The organism is Solibacillus sp. FSL W8-0474, assembly GCF_038004065.1.
Taxonomy (GTDB): Bacteria; Bacillota; Bacilli; order Bacillales_A; family Planococcaceae; genus Solibacillus; species Solibacillus faecavium.
Window position 1 is genome coordinate 1746952 of sequence record NZ_JBBOQJ010000001.1, and the last position, 17834, is coordinate 1764785.

At 35.0% G+C, this 17834-nt stretch carries 14 protein-coding genes; 10 read left to right on the top strand and 4 right to left on the bottom strand.

The window, feature by feature from the left end; all coding sequences use genetic code 11:
• Together NYE67_RS08610 and NYE67_RS08615 are read left to right on the top strand one after the other, a co-directional pair.
• Positions 1-1791, top strand: a complete 1791-nt coding sequence (locus NYE67_RS08610; RefSeq protein ID WP_340729744.1) for a leucine-rich repeat protein — start codon at positions 1-3, stop codon at positions 1789-1791.
• Positions 1792-1800: 9 nt separating this feature from the next.
• Positions 1801-4200, top strand: a complete 2400-nt coding sequence (locus NYE67_RS08615; RefSeq protein WP_340729745.1) for an AAA family ATPase — start codon at positions 1801-1803, stop codon at positions 4198-4200.
• Between the two features lie 308 nt (positions 4201-4508).
• Here the strand turns inward: NYE67_RS08615 and NYE67_RS08620 are convergent, their stop codons facing one another.
• Positions 4509-4667, bottom strand: coding sequence for a hypothetical protein (locus tag NYE67_RS08620; protein WP_340729746.1), 159 nt, complete (start codon positions 4665-4667; stop codon positions 4509-4511).
• Positions 4668-4683: 16 nt separating this feature from the next.
• On the bottom strand, positions 4684-6501 hold the full coding sequence (locus NYE67_RS08625; RefSeq protein WP_340729747.1) for a DNA/RNA helicase domain-containing protein: 1818 nt from the start codon (positions 6499-6501) through the stop codon (positions 4684-4686).
• Between the two features lie 232 nt (positions 6502-6733).
• Here NYE67_RS08625 and NYE67_RS08630 point away from each other — a divergent pair, with 232 nt between their 5' ends.
• The 5 genes from NYE67_RS08630 (at position 6734) to NYE67_RS08650 (ending at position 12187) form a co-directional block, all read left to right on the top strand.
• Positions 6734-7636 (top strand): HNH endonuclease, encoded by a 903-nt coding sequence (locus NYE67_RS08630; RefSeq protein ID WP_340729748.1) that lies wholly within the window; start codon positions 6734-6736, stop codon positions 7634-7636.
• Between the two features lie 73 nt (positions 7637-7709).
• Positions 7710-8696 carry an EAL domain-containing protein gene (locus NYE67_RS08635; protein ID WP_340729749.1) on the top strand — a complete coding sequence of 329 codons (987 nt, stop codon included), beginning with the start codon at positions 7710-7712 and terminating at the stop codon, positions 8694-8696.
• Positions 8697-9135: 439 nt separating this feature from the next.
• A complete protein-coding gene (locus NYE67_RS08640; RefSeq protein ID WP_340727811.1) occupies positions 9136-9756 on the top strand; it encodes a DUF1643 domain-containing protein in 621 nt (206 codons plus the stop codon).
• A 165-nt stretch (positions 9757-9921) separates the two neighbouring features.
• Entirely contained in the window at positions 9922-11226 is a 1305-nt protein-coding gene (locus tag NYE67_RS08645) for an HNH endonuclease (protein WP_340729750.1), read from the top strand.
• Between the two features lie 592 nt (positions 11227-11818).
• The gene (locus NYE67_RS08650) at positions 11819-12187 is read left to right on the top strand and encodes a hypothetical protein (protein ID WP_340727813.1); all 369 of its coding nucleotides are present in this window, start codon (positions 11819-11821) and stop codon (positions 12185-12187) included.
• A gap of 188 nt (positions 12188-12375) precedes the next feature.
• Here NYE67_RS08650 and NYE67_RS08655 read toward each other — a convergent pair whose 3' ends face one another.
• Together NYE67_RS08655 and hmpA are read right to left on the bottom strand one after the other, a co-directional pair.
• Positions 12376-13431 (bottom strand): NERD domain-containing protein, encoded by a 1056-nt coding sequence (locus tag NYE67_RS08655; RefSeq protein WP_340729751.1) that lies wholly within the window; start codon positions 13429-13431, stop codon positions 12376-12378.
• A gap of 234 nt (positions 13432-13665) precedes the next feature.
• A complete protein-coding gene (gene hmpA, locus NYE67_RS08660) occupies positions 13666-14826 on the bottom strand; it encodes an NO-inducible flavohemoprotein (RefSeq protein ID WP_340729752.1) in 1161 nt (386 codons plus the stop codon).
• Between the two features lie 207 nt (positions 14827-15033).
• On the opposite strand from hmpA, the gene NYE67_RS08665 reads away from it, so the two are divergent.
• The 3 genes from NYE67_RS08665 to NYE67_RS08675 all read left to right on the top strand — a co-directional run bounded on the left by NYE67_RS08665 (position 15034) and on the right by NYE67_RS08675 (position 17739).
• Entirely contained in the window at positions 15034-15483 is a 450-nt protein-coding gene (locus tag NYE67_RS08665; protein ID WP_340727816.1) for an RrF2 family transcriptional regulator, read from the top strand.
• Positions 15484-15535: 52 nt separating this feature from the next.
• A complete protein-coding gene (locus tag NYE67_RS08670; protein ID WP_340729753.1) occupies positions 15536-16282 on the top strand; it encodes an SDR family NAD(P)-dependent oxidoreductase in 747 nt (248 codons plus the stop codon).
• Between the two features lie 245 nt (positions 16283-16527).
• The gene (locus tag NYE67_RS08675) at positions 16528-17739 is read left to right on the top strand and encodes an argininosuccinate synthase (protein WP_340729754.1); all 1212 of its coding nucleotides are present in this window, start codon (positions 16528-16530) and stop codon (positions 17737-17739) included.
• Positions 17740-17834 lie beyond the last annotated feature (95 nt).

Here is a 17834-nt window from a genome sequence, read left to right on the forward strand (position 1 = left end):
ATGAATTCTCGTAAACAGCCTTGCCCTTGTGGCTCTGGTCTTGAATATCGAAAGTGCTGTGAAAAAAAAGACAAAAAAACTGGCCGACCAGCTACACGTACTTTCACTAATAATCAAATAATGGAAAAAGTTAAGCAAATAAATGAAATTGTACTCCACCTTTGTTTAGCTAAAATTGATGATACGCTTGAACAGCTTATGGATAATCTTGATGAAGAAGTCCAACGCCTCGTTCAAGATGTATTGATGAATGATGGGAAGCAAGCACTGATGCGCATTTTAAAAACTGTGCCAGATGCGATGGCTAGTAAAAAAATTCAATATTTATACATGAATGAACTTCCTAAAGTCATTACAAATATGTTGATCGAAATGTTGCATACAGCAAATGATACGAAAAGAGAACGTTATGAAAAGGGACAACCAGCGATTCGTATAGACTTCGCCCACGTTACAGCGGAGGAAGACTTTACAATACAAGATGGCTGCGTCACGTATGTTGGAAATGATGTATTTGTAAATATTCCAGAAACAGTGCGCGGTGAAACCGTAATTGGTATTGCAGAACAAGGATTTGTTAATAAAAGTGAGATACAAGCTTTAAAACTTCCATCGACCTTGAAGCATATTTCAGATCGAGCATTTGTTGATTGTACCAGCTTGTATTTTATTGAATGGAATGAAGAGCTTGTTCATATCGGCAAGCATGCGTTTAACGGGTGTATTAAGCTAATCTCGGCTATTTTGCCACAGTCAGTTCAAGTAATTGATAGTTATGCATTCAATGAATGTAAAAACCTTGTACGAGTTGATTTCCCTGAAACGATGGAGCATATTGGTACATTTGCATTTTCTGAAACAACATTATGCTATGTTGTGTTACCTAAAGGGCTAACGTTTCTATCGAATGCGGTCTTTTCTGATTGTCAACAATTAGAGTTTGTTCGTATACCTGAAGGAGTTGAAGAACTTTATATGAATTGCTTTGCTGGCTGTACATCGTTACGTCATATTGTACTACCGACTACTGTAACAACTATTCAGGCTATGGCATTTGTGAATTGTTATCAGGTGAAGCAGCTTATGTTACCAAGTAAATTAAAGGAAATTCATCCGAGTGCATTTAATGGGGTGAGTGAGAACGTAGCGATATATTCAACATTTTCTCCAAAAGAATCTCTTCCTGTAGCAAACGTGCTGCTGATGCCACAGCAAGATGATTTCAAAGTAAAAGCATTGCAATATTTCTTCGCATCCAAAAACTGGAATGAATTAACCCGCGAGGAATATGAGCAAAAGCAGGCGCAATTATTACGCGATGTTGAAAATATGTATGAAATAATTTTAGGATTGCGCGAGCCTAAGGGACCATCGATTAATGCACAATACATGCGTCTAATGGATGAAGGGGTTGCCTTTAAACGTAACGGTCGTTATGAGCAGGCGAAGGAAACGTATATACAAGCAATTCGCCTAATTCCAGAGCGTTCGGTAGCGTATTACAATTTAGGTAAAGTGCTCTATATTTTAGGTGACTATAATGCAGCTGTAAAAGCATATCGCACTGCACTTGAGCGCGAGCATGAAGTTGAAGAAACAATGTACCATTTAGGACACGCACTATTAGACCGTGAAGTTAGCTCAAATGAGAAACATATCGTTACACATTACTTACAGCGCGTAGATCCTGCGATGAAACGACAATTTAAACAACCTACTAAGGATGAAATTGAACACTACGATAAAAAATGTGTAGAAGCGGCAAGTCATTATATAAATTCGCTTGTGTAGGTGATATCGATGAAAATAACAAAAGATTTTTTCAAGCATGTTCCACGCGAAAAGCAGCAGGCTGTTTTAGACCGCCTGCAAAGCTTTTCTGAGCAAATTATTGCAGCAAATGTGTTTCATTCCATCCCAAAAGGGTTTTGGATTCGAAAAGTAGCAGGCACAAATATTTATAAGTTTCGCGTTAATATTGGTGACCGTATTTTATTTACGTTTAACGACGATCGAACTGTAACGTTTTTAAGCTTCGAAACGCATGATAATCAAATTCGAGCAGCTAAAAATGTAACAGCATTTCAGCAAGTAACGGACTTCCAAATTTATTTAGGACAGTATGAAAATGATATGGTCGATGAGGCGATTGATGATTACGTAAAATATGAATTAGCTAGTAAGTTGATGCAAATTGAGCAAGATGAAGTATTAGAAGATGAGTATATTTCGTTAGTAATTGAAGATGAGCAGCTACGAAAGCAGCAGGCAGTTTTTACACGCGAACAGTTTGAATGCTTGAACGTTCTCGCAGACAACACAATAATATTAGGCTGTGCGGGCAGTGGCAAAACAAATATAGCCCTTCGTAAAATTGCCATGCTAGCACCCTATGAGCCAACCGATTACGTTACGCATTCACAATATTTAATGAACGATGTGAAGCAATATTATAAAGCGAATACATCTGATCATCAAGTGCGCTTTTATTCACTAGCCGCCTATTTTGCGGAAGCCTTACAGCAATCTTACATTGTAATTTATGAAGAAGATTTTTATCGTTGGTATAAGACAAGCAACTTTCATCAGCTAACTTCCTTGTTGCCGGAAGAAGTGCACGCGGAAATTTATAGTGTCATAAAAGGGTCGATGGTCGAGAAAATAGCATCAGAGCAGCAGTATATGCAACGTAAAAGTAATTTAACGACTGCGTTAAAGCGTGAAATTTATTTTATCGCATGTCAATACGAGCGCTGGCTTTCGCAAAATAAATATGTCGATCTTAATGATTTAGCCTATTTCGTATTAGAGAGAAAAGTGACGATTAAGCGTTATCTAATTGTTGACGAAATACAGGAGCTTACGCTGAAGCAGCTGACAGCACTTTTACAGCTTTTAGCCCAGCGCAAAGCATTATTTTTAGGCGATACAGAGCAAGCATTAACCAATCATTTATTTACAACGGATAGTGTAACAACACAACTTACGAATAATAATAAGCATTTTGTATTACGTCAAATGAATAAAAATTTCCGCTCAGGTGATCAAATTATTGATGTTTTAAATAATGTAAAGACACTAATACCACAGCCTAGTATTGCACATGAGATTGCGGTTCGACAATCAGATAAGCCTAAGCTTTTTGTAGGGAGTTTGGATGAGACTATGTTCGAAACGATTTCGAATGACCCGGAGGCGATTATCATTGTGCCTACATTCGAGGACAAGGAGCAATTTTTATCATTAGGCATTCAACGTGTATTTACCGTGAAGGAAGTACAAGGCTTACAATACAAACGTGTTTATTGCTATAACTTACTTCGTTTCGTTAGTGATTCTCAAATGCGAAGCACACCATTTCATCATCTTTTCTTTCACAGTTTATACGTGGCTGCTTCTCGCGCGGTATTCGAGCTCGTATTTATTGAAGAGGAATATAATACGCAGCTACTTAAGCCTGAACTATTAATGCCCACTCAAACATTGCAATCTCTTGATCAGACTGTGCAACATTTAGAGCAATGGCTTGAAGAAGGGCAAAAATTAGAGCGTCTCGGAAAGTTTGTACAAGCAATAGATGCTTATAAGAAGGCCAATGATTCTAAGGCAGTTGAACGCTGCAAAGCTATGGTTGATCGCCAATTAAATTATAATCATACTCAAAACTATAGGACGGTAATTAAGTTTGACTTTGTTGTAGATTGTGCTGAAAAAATTGAGCAAGTGCTTCAACAATTTGCACAATTAGGAGTGCAATTAAAAGGGGCAACTCAATCATTCCATCGCTTAGAAAACGGGCGAATTGAATTCGAAAATTTATATATATCAAGTACGATGAAAGCAGCACAAATCAGTGACAAGCTTTTTGCACTACACAATTTGTCAGATGTGAATCGCCAGTCATTGGTTTTATGTGGTGTCTTGTATGAACAGGATGAACCTATCTCAATCGCTACAAAATGGAATTTACAAAATGCATATGATTATGGGCTTTGTTGTACTTTTACCGCAGACGGAACAGTACAAATCGAGCCACGGCATATGCCTGCTGAATCAAACCTTGTTCGTCTGAAAAAAAGTATATATGAGAAGGACCCATTATTTAATGGACTATATGAAAAAACAAAGCTCATCCAACTGATTGAAACATCTCAAAAAAATCAATCAGCTGATGACATTTTAGACGATATTTTTTCATAAGGAAAAGTACCAGGTACAAAAACAATTCATAAAATACGCCTTTCTCAATGGCTGAGAAAGGTGTATTTTTATGAATTGTAGTAAATAGTGTGAGTACCTGGCACTTAAATCTTTGGTCTATTTACAGCATTCTTCTCGATCATTTTAACGAAATCAATTAAACAAGTGAAGCATAGATAAAACGATACCTGTAGGTCGATTAAACGATCTACAGGTATTTTTAATAAAGTGATATAACGTTTCAGGTGTAGAAATTGTTATCTTTGTTTTATAAATAAATTATTATAATTTGAGATGAATTACTTGAACTACGGATGAAGCTTATACTGCAATTCATTTAAATGGCAATTTACGTCTTGAGATTGGTTTTGATAGAAATTATGCACCGCCGCGCCAAAGCTCGTATAACCTTCATCCACTTCTAATTCATCGTACGCTTCTTCAATTGTATCGATTGTGTATGTCATTAAGTAGCCCTCCTAATTATAAAGTAGGTATGTCCATCACTTGCGTAAATAAATGCCATGTTTGTTGCAGTTTATTTTTTTGTGGTACGTAAATAATCGTTGCGTCGCGACCGCGTGTTAGAAGGACACGGTATGCATTAAGCTTCATTTGTAGTGGATCTTTTGCGCCATTTTTCGTATAAAAGGCGCGCCACTTTGAACCGTCCCAGCATAAATCCTCATCCCAATGAACGATCGCTGTATCCAGCTCAAGTCCTTGTGTTTGGAATTCTGTAGCAGCGTACTGTAGGTTTTTACAGTAATAAGCGCTATTTGGGTAATTGAAATAAGCAGTAGCAGGTTTTGGTGGTACGTTACGTCCACCAAATGGTACAACCTCTACATTTTTTAAACGGTCTGCACCAGAGGCACATAAAATGCCATACGTTTTAAAATCATCGGTATATAAATTTTGTAGTTGTTCTGTTGCACGCTGCAAGTCGTTTGTTACGAAAATAGGGTAACGTTGCTCTTTAAGGGGTTGCTTTAACAATTGAGCACTTTCAATATCTCCATCAAGCAAAGCATTCACAAACGCATAGTATTTGAGTGCGGCATGTGAACGCAAGGAACAATTTAAATGTAAGTGTTCATGTTGTTCATAATGTTCAGCATTACTGAATAAATGGTTTTCATGTTTCGCATGAACAGTAATTCCTTGATTTTGAATCGCCGTATTCCATAAACATAATCCACTTTCCTCACCTAAATGAATCTCCTGACCATCACCAATTAATCCAATGATCACACTCCAAGGCTTATTCGCTTTAGCTATTTGAATAATGACGTCGGGTTCGCTTAAATGGCCATTCATTTTTTGTGAGTCCCAGGCACGTTGAGCTTCGTCGAAAATGATAATTTGCTCATGAGGTGTTTTACCATGCTGTAAATAATCACGCTTATACCCATATAGCGATTGAACAAATGTTTTATTGTTGAGGGTATCTTGTAATACTTCTACTAACGGGCCATTTCCTGATAGATAAACTGAATTTGGTGTGTTATGTGCGATCTTTAGTCCTAAAAAGGTTTTTCCAGCACCAGGCTCACCTGAAACTAAAATGAGATGGTGTGAATTTGTTTGGCGCGCTTCTTCAATAACAGATTGAATGGTGTTATAGACATTCTCAAAATTACTGCTATCAATAGCTTTAATACGCGGCAAATTTTCATTGTTTAAAATAGCCCGGGAAGCCTCCAGCATAGAAGGAGAGGGTTGATATGTACCTGCTAAAAATTGATCTGCGGTAATTATATTGCTTATACTTCGTTTAATAAGTCCATTAATTAATTTATGGAGACTATTTTGAGACGCTAAGTACACTTGGAATTCATTCTTCGGCACCAATGCATCACTGGTATGGTTAGTAAGTAGTAATACACCAGTTACCTTCAGAGAATGTTGCAGGACTGTCGAATGATAATGCTCGATATCACGTACATAAAGTGAAGTTTGTAAGTATTCTGCAGTACTAACAGCGTTATAGCTTTTGCACTCAATGACAAGTACATGGCCAGGAAGTAACAACAGTACATCTGGACGACGCCCGCTTCCGCGCAAAATTGTGTACTCGAAAATAAGCCAGCCATCAAGATCGTTGTAGTTTTCTAAAATTAATTGCAGCTTTTCGAAGCAGTCTTTCCAGGCTCTTTTCTGTGATTGTATTTTTTCTTGTTCATCTTGCCATTGTTGTGAATTGAGTGAACCGTATACAGAAGAAGTTAATGTTTGAAGGAAATCATGTAATGAGAGTTGTAGAAATTCTTTGATTGTACCTTTCCAGCCATAGTTCATTGTGTTCACCATCCTGTTAATAGAATAATACGATAGAAATTAATTTGATTTCCTATTTAATTATACTTGAAATAAATGTATTTTAAATATAAAGACCTATTAAGTATATAAATTGGGAGGTATGAATTGCATAAAAAAGTGAGTTCTAAAATTTAAAATTAAAGGTAAATGTATGCCATCATAGTATAATTGAATTAATAATATGGATTCATACTATTAGGGAGGCAATTCTATGACAATGACACGTCCGTTAGCAATAAATGAAGTTATAAATAACCAGCAACTTTGTGAGGTATTTTTATGTGCACCACAGGGAGGTATGCGTAAGTCAAATCGTACGAATACGTTGACGCTTATTTCGGATAAGACAAAGCTTTATGATGATAAGGTTGTGGGGGATATTTATCACTACACGGGTATGGGTCAGAGTGGGGATCAGAAAATGAGCGGTCAAAATTTAACATTAGCTGAATCCGACAATAATGGGGTCGAGGTTCATTTTTTTGAGGTAATGAAGCCAAGAGAATATACATATCGAGGACAGGTAGAGCTTGCAGGTGAGCCTTATCAGGGGCAGCAAAAGGATCAAGATGGAAGAGAGCGCCTTGTATGGATTTTCCCTCTGCGGTTAAAGGATAGTAAAGCAAAATTTACAAAACTAACATCAGCTATGAATGATAAACAGGAGTTGCAGGAAGAATTTAAAGAAATTGTGGAAGTTGATAACCTACCAATACCTCAAACTGAAAAAGAACGCTTAATTAAAGGGCGAATAGGTCAGGGGAAGTTTAAAGAATTTCTTATCGAGCGTGAATGTAAATGTGCATTATGCGGTGTTACAAATCCACGAGTTTTGATTGCAAGTCATATTAAACCATGGAGTGTTTCTACAAATGAAGAACGCCTTGATGTGAATAATGGGCTATTACTATGTCCAAATCATGATGCATTGTTTGATAAATATTTAATTTCGTTTGATTTACAAGGAAAGATTGTAATATCACAAACATTAGATGAAACAGCTCGAATGTTTTTGAATGTTCATAATGGGTTGCGAGTAAAGTTGAATAATATGCAATTGGGTTATATGAAGGAGCATTATCAAAAATTTAATTTAATCAATGATAAAAAATAGAATGAATTCTTTATGGGTGGGAGAAGGAAAATGTAACGAATCTTAAAAATATAGTAAGTAAGGGGAAAAGATAATGCCTTGTAAAAGTTGTGTAGTTTTGGAATTACAGTTTGATATTTTGTTAAAGGAATCAAAAAATTTATCGATGATACCGATATTAGTCAACCACTTTCAAAGAAGAGATCTAATGATTAAAGTCATAGATGATAATCAGGTACTCATTAATGAATCAGGTGTAAGAGAACTTTTAGATTTTAGTGAACACTTTATGGATATAGAGAATCTCTATTTCCGTTTTGAGGAGAATGACTGGAAACCTATCAAGGAAATAGAAAACATTTTAGACATGAAGTGGATTGATGAGGTTATACATAGAAAATCCATTGTTAGCTATTCGCAACCTATTGTAAATTCAAATGAGGAAATTTACGCTTATGAGGTGTTATCTCGATTTACACGTGAAGATGGAACCCTTATATATCCAAATGAAGTTTTTACAGCTGCCAAAAGTCGTGGACGTTTATATGCTTTGGATCGCTTATGTCGAATGGCCGCTGTTAGCTACTCAGCGGTTTTGAAAAAAAAGACTTTTATTAATTTTATTCCGACTTCAATCTACTCACCTGAGTTTTGCTTACAGTCAACGGTTAAACTAGCTAATACATTAGGAATTGATCCAAATCAACTTGTATTTGAAGTGGTTGAATCGGAGCAAGTAGATGACATAGAACATTTAAAGTCTATTTTAAATTACTATAAAGAAAAAGGTTTCCAATATGCTTTAGATGATGTCGGTGAAGGTTACAGCACATTGGAAATGCTAAAAGATATTCAACCTCATTATATGAAATTGGATATGAAGTATGTACAAGGTGTAAGTGCCGATCACGAAAAACAAAAAATTGCTCAAATGTTTTTAGAAAAAGCAATTGAAGTTAGCGCTACACCATTAGCAGAGGGAATTGAAAGCAGAGAAGATTTTGAATGGTTAAAGCAATGTGGTTATCAACTTTTCCAAGGGTACCTATTTGGAAAACCTAGCATTGAGCCTAAAAGATAGATAGTGGAATTGATAGAATAAACGGCATGAAGTGCCAGGTTACCTAGGTATGAAAGTATTCAAAACTCTGTCATACACAAAGCTATTTAATTTTTGTTGGAGACGAGACAAGAGAATGTATCGGCGGGGATTTACTACTGGAACGCACATCTCCCAATCCATTAGTAGAGCCACATTTATTAGGATTTACTTTCTAGATAACTTTTAATGAGATTATCGAGATAACAAAAGTAGTTGAGCAAATCTATAGTGAGTTGTAAGAGTAACAAAAGGATTAGGGGAATACCTCTATCACGAGAGATGTTCCTCATTCTTTTAAGTTTGTATTTAAAGTATGGACAAAAGTAGTTAACTTACGAAAGGTCATCCAAGCTGTATTTTTTATTTAAAATAAAAAAAGAAATTGAATTATGCTTGATGTAAAGGAGAATCAACTGGGTTGATTGAGAAAGAGATATTAAATGAAGACTTATTTATCGATAAGGGTACTGGATATGCGGTATTTAATAGTAAGGTTAATCCAACTAAAAGGTATTTTTTAGAGAAGCGATGGAAGAATGAAGGGGAAGTATTAGCAATAATAATGACAAATCCTAGCAACGCAAATGCCCTTGGTAGCGATAAGACTGTTGAGTTTTTGATGGAGTATGCGAGCTTTAATGATTTTGCAGCTTTACATGTAATAAATATTATTCCAATCATCAATGGATATAGCGCAAAAGTTAGTAAAATAGAAAAAGAAGTACTTGAAAAGAATGTTGTGGAGAAAAAATCCATCCACTACATTAAAACAACAATTGAAAATGCAGATAAAATAATTCTTGGGTGGGGAGATTTAGGACATAAATATTTCAAATATCTAATTAAAGAGGAGGAAGAATTAATAGCGACTTTTAGGAATAAAATGGATGTGACATTTGCTTTTGGATTTGGAGCAAAAGATAATTTTCCAAAGCATCCTAGACCTAATAATGCTGAAAAGTATGTATTTCAAAAAGATAGTAAAGTTTATAATGTAAAAGGAAAGATGGAAAAGTGGTTAGGGATTAAGAAGAAGTAGTAGTTGATGAGTATGTTTGAAAAAATTGCTTATTTAAAGTACGAAATTAGTGAGAGCTAATTTCTATAAACCTTTGCTATTAATTAATACATTCGGAATCCGTACCATTCACCTCTTAGTGAGTTACCAAAAGAGAAACTAAGTAGTACGAGAGTGGGTGTAAGAATGGATGAATTAGTACTTATAGAAGACCTTATAGAAGTAAAGCAAAATATGATTCAATTCAATAAAGATATAAAAGAAAATGAAGAATTGAGAAGAAGATTCCTTTCTCACTTTAGACAATGGTATTACATCAAAGAGTTAGACATGTTTGCTCCCAGTAAATATATTGGGTATAAAAATATGAATGTTTTAAAGTATAACAATAAGGATGGTACTGGTGCAGATGGAAGGAAAACTGAAGCTGTATTGAGAAATTGGTTTGAGAAAAAGGATATACCAGAACTATTAGAAGAATTGCAAGAGAGAATGAATGGGTATGGAAAAGTTAAAATAAATTCAGAGATACATATTTTGAAAGAGGAAATTAAACAAATTGAATATGAACTAGCATTAAATAAAAAAAGCAATAGTGAAGGAATACCTGCAATTAGACTTTTACCGATGTCTGCAGATGATCCAGAGTTTGGTGAGAAAACAATAGAGGACGTACAAGAATGGTTTACTAATGAACTTCCATATAGAGTATATAATTTCAAAAGAGGAATGGGTACTCCTCCAGGGACTTTAGTATTATTTCAGTATAAAGGCCGTGTAATAGCTTCAGCTATTCTTGAAGAAAAAATATTGTATAAAGAGAGAACAGAAAGAGGATATAGTGGAGCATACAATTTTGTTCCTTCATCCATAGCTATATTTACACCAATTAAACCTAATGAACTAAAAAGTGTTTGGGATAAATTTAAAGGGTTTAATCAATCCTCTCAAAATTTGGATATTAATCAGTTCAATTCTTTTAGTAATCTTTTATTAAACAAAAATTTTAGATATGTTCTTGAAGAAAATCGAGATGAAGAATATTTTCAAGAAGAAATTGAGAGAACAGAAATTGATTCCTCTATTTTAGTTGAAGATATACCTAGAGAACCAATAATAGGTAAATACAATCATTCTCTAACAATCAAATGGAAGAGAAACCATGTTACCTCTAAAAAGGCTATTGTTTTGGCTGGCTTTAAGTGTGAGTATGATAATTCCCATATGTTTTTTAAATCATCTACATCAGGTGAAAATTATGTAGAAGCACATCATTTAATTCCAATGGAATTTCAAAAGCAATTCGAAAATAGTTTAGATGTTGAAGCGAATATTATTTCTCTATGTGCTTTATGCCACAAAAAAGTACATCACTCAACAATGGAAGAAAAGAAACCAATACTTAAAAAATTATTTTTAGAAAGAAGAAATAGGCTAGAAAAGTGCGAAATAAGTATTGAGCTATTAGATTTAATAACTATGTATAAATAAAACCTACTTTTAGAGCCTTTTTAAAGCAAAGAGAGTTCAAAAATATGTTGAACAAACGCTTTGCGCCAGGACTTAATCAACACGAATTTTATGGAACTGTAAAGGGATATTTCAGTAAGTTGTTAATTCGTTAATTGATAAATTAAAGAAAAGAAATAAGAAAAAGCCTTCCGCAATGATTCTGATGGAAGGCGTACTTTTTACCTCCTTATAAATCCAATTTAGATTCAAAAATTCGTTTCAATTAATATTCATTAACATCGCCATGTTTTCCAAAGTTTTTTAAAAATGGAACTGTTCATAGTATTTCGCTAATCATTTAGTTTCAGCATAAAGTGCAAGTGGAAGTTGTATATCATTTGAAAATTTAATGAGTTCGTTGATAATATTGGAGGTTGAACCTTTAATCTTTGAATGTAACTGTGCAATTTGAATAACTTCTTCACTTTTTCAATTCATGGATAGTAAGCTCAGCAAATAAACCCTTGGTGGTTACAGAGAACTATCAATGGCTACAAAATGTATATGAATCATTTTTGAGTAGCTAAGGGTAACCGATGATATAATTAGGAAAAATCAGGAGGTTATTCAAATGGAATACAATGATATTTTAAAACAATATGAACACGATAAAGATATTAAAGCTGCTTTTAACAGGGGATATAACCATGGTAAAAAAGAAGCGAATTGGACAAAAAAGAGAAATGACAACCTTGAATCTACTTTGAAAGCTTTTATAGGGTATGAAAATGAATGGTTAATGACTAATCCAGCCTACAAAAAATTAAATAATAGTGATTTAATACAAACTGTTAAAGAACAAAGACAATTATTAAAATGGTTATTTGATAATTTAGATGAAAATAAAAAACTGGAGTTAAAAGTAAAAGTAGATGATATTATCTGGAACGAGGAATATACAGTCATTTTAGATTCAATAAAAGAAATAAAATTAGATTAATTTCCTATAATTTTAACTTTAGTGTTGCCGTGCCACAAATACGATTATGAACTATATTTAATAATGAAAAAGAATGAGCAAAAGCGTGAACTAAAGAGTAGAAGTACTCCAGTATATTTAATAGAACCCCTTTATTGAATTAAAGGGGTTCCCATTCCACTCAAATAATATCCAAAGTAGTCAATTTCTCACTGATGCTTCTGTATAACTTCAATTATCTCCGCACCAAAAGAATTAATTTTCATTTCACCAAGTCCGGTAACTGTTTTTAATTCGTCTAGGCTTCTTGGTTGCTTTAGTAATAAATCGTCTAACGTTTTATTAGTAAAGATGTGAAATGCTTTCATGTTTTTTTCCGTTGCTAATTTCATACGGAACTTTTTTAATGCTTCTTCTAATTCAGTATAATTTGGTTGGATGGGTGTAATGGTTACGCTACTTTCACTTGGATTATTTATTGTTTCTTCTAAAAGTTTGATTTCCACTGTGTCCATTTCTTCATCAGTGTTCGTATATTTAAAATGCGAGGCTTTAATATATTCGCTCATTTCTCCCATACGGTTATCCATAAAGTGAACGGGAGAAGGGTTTTTTAGTTCTCCTTTTATAAACTCAACTAAGCCGTCTACGCGCAGTATTTTATCCTTTACATGTTTACTCGCTTTTTTTGTATTAATAACGGTTCTGTTATTTGTAAAAACAACGACACTTTTAATAGGTGTTCGGTTAACAGCCCCCATGTCCTTCATATACGATTCAAATATTTCGACTTGTCTTTCCACTTGGCGAACGGGACTATAGAATCCCTCCTGAAATGCTAATTTGTTGCCTTTATAAGCTTGTCGAATGAATTCATCTTTCTCATTGACTAAAATATTGCCAAAGTAATTTTTCACTTCAATTATCAATAGAAACTTCCTTGTAAGCACTACAAAGTCAATTTGAGCTTTTAAATCATTATGAAAGACATGAACATCGTGCAGTATATGTAATGGTAAAAACGAATTTTGTAATTCAAAAAGGACACTGTTTTCACCTTTTAACCCTAATTCTATTAGCTTTATTTTTTCATTAAGGGATTTTTGTGTACTCACATCTTGTGTATGTTCTAGTTCTTTTTTATATTGTTCAATTAGCTGAACACTTTCTGTCGATTCTTTGACAAGGATAGGTGTTTTTAATTTTTCTTTGTCCGTTAAAGCATTTGCCATTCTTTTAAGAAAGCCAACCTGTTTGAATTCCATGTAATTTATACCTCCGATTATTGCTATAATAAAATGTATATAATTTACATTTTATCACAAATATTCAATATAGATTAGATTGCAAAGAATTCTACATTAAATGTTGAGGTTTTCTTTGTGTGGTAACAAACGGTGATCAAGAATATGCTGTCGTTTTAGTAGAAAAACAGAAAAACCAGTCACCGGCAAACAACGGGAAACTGGTTTTTCTTCTTATTTAAGTGTATCTAATAATTAAGCCGTCTTCTTAATCTGCAACGCCATTGCAGCACCAAAGAACTCATAATGAATCTTCTCTGCTGGTACACCTAGCTCGACCAAATATTGAATCACTGTTTCCATGAATGCAGTTGGGCCACATACATACACTTCCATCCCTGGTACAAGGAATTCCTCGATTTGAGCTTTTGTTACATAGCCGTCTAGATCTGAATAAACCGCTTTGTATTTACCATCTGTAGCTGCTACATTTTGTTCGATTGTTTCTTTAAACGCCGCTACATTTTCGTTTCGGGCACATTGGATGAATGATGCTTGGCGGCCTTCCATAGTTTTAAGCATGCCTTGTAATGGTGTTACACCAACACCGCCGCTAATAAATAGAACCGGGCTATCATTTTGTACTAATGTGAACACACCTGCTGGAGCACTAACATCGACTTTCGTGCCGATTTCTGCGTTGTGCAGGAAGTTTGAAACAATGCCGTTTGGTGTTACATCGTCTTCACGTTTAACAGAAATGCGGAAATAGTCTTCCGTTCCGTCTGTAATTGTGTATTGACGGTTCATTAAGAACTCTTCACCTGGTACTTGTGTACGTAATGTAATGAATTGACCAGCTTTAAATGCAGGTAATTTCGCTCCATCTGCAGGTTTTAAATAGAATGATTTTACTGCTTCGCTTTCTTCAACCACTTCTTCAATCGTAAATTCCTTGAATGCGCGCCAGCCTCCAGCATTTTCTGCTGCTTTGTATAAATCTTCTTCCACTGAAATAAATACATCCGCAATGACGCCGTAAGCTTTACCCCAAGCATCGATAATTTCATCAGTAGCTGCGTCTCCAAGTACTTCTTTAATCGCTGCTAATAAATATTGTCCTACAATCGGATAATGCTCTGGTAAAATACCTAAACTTACGTGTTTATGCGCAATTTGAACAACAGCTGGAACGATTGCTTCTAGGTTATCGATGTGAACTGCTGCTGCATACACTGTGTTTGCTAAAGCCGTTTGCTGACGGTCTTTCTTTTGGTTTGTATGGTTAAAAATGTTCAGTAATTGTGGATTGTCTTTAAATAGATTTGAATAGAAAGTTTTTGTAATAGCTAATCCGTGTACCTCCAATACTGGTACTGTAGATTTAATTGTATCAATTGTTTGTTGTGCTAACATATAGCGCACGTCCCCTCAAAATTTGGTTAGTTTCTTTCTTGCACACTCAATATACTGCTGAGTAAAGTTTAAAGCAATATAAAAAATACATCTTTAACAAATCTGTCACAAACATATATCTAAAATACATCTTTTAAAATTAAGTCGTTCTAGTCGACCAAACCTTAGAAAATGTTATACTGAAAGTGAAGAAAGATGGTGAACAGCGTGCGCTTAACAGTATATACAGATTATTCTTTACGTACGCTCATGTATTTAGGTGTACGTGGTAGAGAACATTTAGTAACAATCCAGGAAATCGCAAATGCGTATCAAATTTCCAAAAATCATTTAATGAAAGTTACTTATGATTTAGGACAGCATGGATATATTGAAACAATCCGTGGACGCGGAGGCGGGATTCGTCTGGCACTAGATCCAACACAAATTAATATCGGTGAGGTAGTCCGTAAAACGGAAGAGGATTTTCACATAGTTGAATGTTTTAATCCTGAAAGCAATCTTTGCAAAATATCACCCGAGTGCAGGCTGAAATTTGCATTGGCTGAAGCATTAAAAGCTTATTTAGCTGTACTTGATTCCTATACATTGGCAGATGTTCTCGTATCGACAGACATTTTAAGTGAATTATTTGGTATAAACGAAACTAGTAAATAACTGTTTACTAGTTTTTTAATATAAAAAAAACAATGGTAAAAAAGGGGAAATTATGAAAAAAACAATCTTTATAACGGGTGCTACAAGCGGCATCGGACGGATTACAACGGAAATGCTTGTAAAGGCGGGGCATACAGTCTATGCAACCGGACGAAATGAAAGTGCATTGAACTATTTAAAAAGTATTGGTGCTATTGCCATTAAAGCGGATTTACGAGTAACTTCTGATATAGAGGATGTCGTATCTCAATTACCGCCTATTGATGTTGCGATATTAAATGCGGGACTCGGCTATTTTGAGAGCGCGGTTAATTTATCTGATCAGGAAATCGATACAATGCTAGATGTAAATGTTCGTGCGCCGATTTATTTAACGAAAAGGCTGGCTCCTGCCATGATTGCAAAAAATGGTGGTCATTTTATTATCGTTGGCTCACAGGCAGGGAAGGTCGCAACAAAAAAAGCGAGTGTATATGCAGCGAGTAAACATGCCATAACAGGTTTTGTGAATGGTCTTCGATTGGAACTCAGTGATTACAATATCTTTGTGACAGGTATTTATCCTGGTCCCATCGATACACCTTTTTTAAAAAAAGCGGATGCATCAAACGTTTACCGAGAAGCTATCGGAAAGTTTTTAATCCAACCGGAAAAAGTTGCAACCGAAGTAATACGAGCTATCGAAAAGAAGCCACGTGAAGTGAACTTACCTCGTATTATGAGTGTGACAAGTAAACTATATGCAGTCGCACCTGTACTGGTCGAATTTTTAGGAAAAGGATTCTTTAATAAGAAATAAGGTAGTTATTGTGAATTTTGTGAATGTATTTTTATGAAATTCACTTTTTTAAATCCATGCAAATATTAGCATTTTTATGCAAAAACGAGTAAGTACTGAAACCATCAAAATAAATGTTTTTAGATAGTACAAAAAACTCTAAAATTTTATATAAATGCAGTTGCGTTTATTTTTATAACATGGTACTATTCGTGTATAAACTTTTATTACATTGTATAAACATACATCATTTGGGGGCAATTAACATGGCAAATAAGAAAGTCGTATTAGCATATTCAGGTGGTCTTGATACATCAGTAGCAATTCCATGGTTAAAAGAACAAGGTTGGGACGTAATTGCAGTATGTCTAGATGTGGGTGAAGGAAAAGACCTTGAATTTATTAAAAACAAGGCACTTCAAGTAGGTGCCGTTGAATCATATATGATCGATGCAAAAGACGAATTTGCGGAAGAATATGCACTTATCTCATTACAAGGGCATACATGGTACGAGCAAAAGTATCCATTAGTATCGGCATTATCTCGTCCATTAATTTCAAAAAAATTAGTTGAAATTGCAAACGAAACAAACGCTGATGCTGTTGCACACGGTTGCACAGGTAAAGGGAACGACCAAGTTCGTTTTGAAGTATCAATTAAAGCGTTAAATCCTGATTTAGAAGTGTTAGCACCTGTACGTGAGTGGGGCTGGAGCCGTGATGAGGAAATCGAATACGCTGCAAAACACGGTGTGCCAATCCCGGCAACAATCGATTCACCATTCTCAATCGACCAAAACTTATGGGGCCGTGCAAACGAAGCTGGCGTAATGGAAGATCCTTGGGTAGCACCACCTGAAGAAGCATATGGCTTAACAGTATCAGTAGAAAATGCACCTGATACTGCTGAATATGTGGAAATCGAGTTCGTTGAAGGTAAACCAGTTTCTATTAATGGTAATGAAATGAAACTTGCAGATTTAATTGAAGAATTGAATAAAGTAGCAGGTAAACATGGTGTTGGCCGTATCGACCACGTTGAAAACCGTTTAGTTGGTATTAAATCTCGTGAAGTATACGAAATTCCAGGGGCGAAAGTGTTACTTACTGCGCATAAAGAATTGGAAGATATCACATTAGTGAAAGAGCTTGCACATTTCAAACCAATCATTGAGCATAAATTATCTGAGATCATCTATAACGGTCTTTGGTTCAACCCGATCCGTACTGCATTAGAAGCATTCTTAAAAGAAACGCAAAAGTATGTAAACGGTACAGTACGTGTGAAATTATACAAAGGCCATGCGATTGTAGAAGGCCGTAAATCAGCAAATTCTTTATACTCTGAAGAATTAGCTACGTATTCTAAGCATGACAAGTTCAACCATGCATCAGCTGTTGGTTTCATCGAACTATGGGGTATGCCAACTGTTGTTGCTTCTGAAATTGCAAAAAATACGAAACAAACAGTAAAATAATTAAAATATAGTGAAGTGAGCGATTCGGTTCCCGAGTCGCTTCTTCTTTTAACTTCAATATTAGGAGTGGTTATGCTCATCAATCGAAGTTAAAG

Coding starts and splice junctions, on each gene's coding strand:
- NYE67_RS08610 (WP_340729744.1), top strand. CDS start 1: ATGAATTCTCGTAAACAGCCTTGCCCTTGTGGCTCTGGTCTTGAATAT.
- NYE67_RS08615 (WP_340729745.1), top strand. CDS start 1,801: ATGAAAATAACAAAAGATTTTTTCAAGCATGTTCCACGCGAAAAGCAG.
- NYE67_RS08620 (WP_340729746.1), bottom strand. CDS start 4,667: ATGACATACACAATCGATACAATTGAAGAAGCGTACGATGAATTAGAA.
- NYE67_RS08625 (WP_340729747.1), bottom strand. CDS start 6,501: ATGAACTATGGCTGGAAAGGTACAATCAAAGAATTTCTACAACTCTCA.
- NYE67_RS08630 (WP_340729748.1), top strand. CDS start 6,734: ATGACAATGACACGTCCGTTAGCAATAAATGAAGTTATAAATAACCAG.
- NYE67_RS08635 (WP_340729749.1), top strand. CDS start 7,710: ATGCCTTGTAAAAGTTGTGTAGTTTTGGAATTACAGTTTGATATTTTG.
- NYE67_RS08645 (WP_340729750.1), top strand. CDS start 9,922: ATGGATGAATTAGTACTTATAGAAGACCTTATAGAAGTAAAGCAAAAT.
- NYE67_RS08650 (WP_340727813.1), top strand. CDS start 11,819: ATGGAATACAATGATATTTTAAAACAATATGAACACGATAAAGATATT.
- NYE67_RS08655 (WP_340729751.1), bottom strand. CDS start 13,431: ATGGAATTCAAACAGGTTGGCTTTCTTAAAAGAATGGCAAATGCTTTA.
- hmpA (WP_340729752.1), bottom strand. CDS start 14,826: ATGTTAGCACAACAAACAATTGATACAATTAAATCTACAGTACCAGTA.
- NYE67_RS08670 (WP_340729753.1), top strand. CDS start 15,536: ATGAAAAAAACAATCTTTATAACGGGTGCTACAAGCGGCATCGGACGG.
- NYE67_RS08675 (WP_340729754.1), top strand. CDS start 16,528: ATGGCAAATAAGAAAGTCGTATTAGCATATTCAGGTGGTCTTGATACA.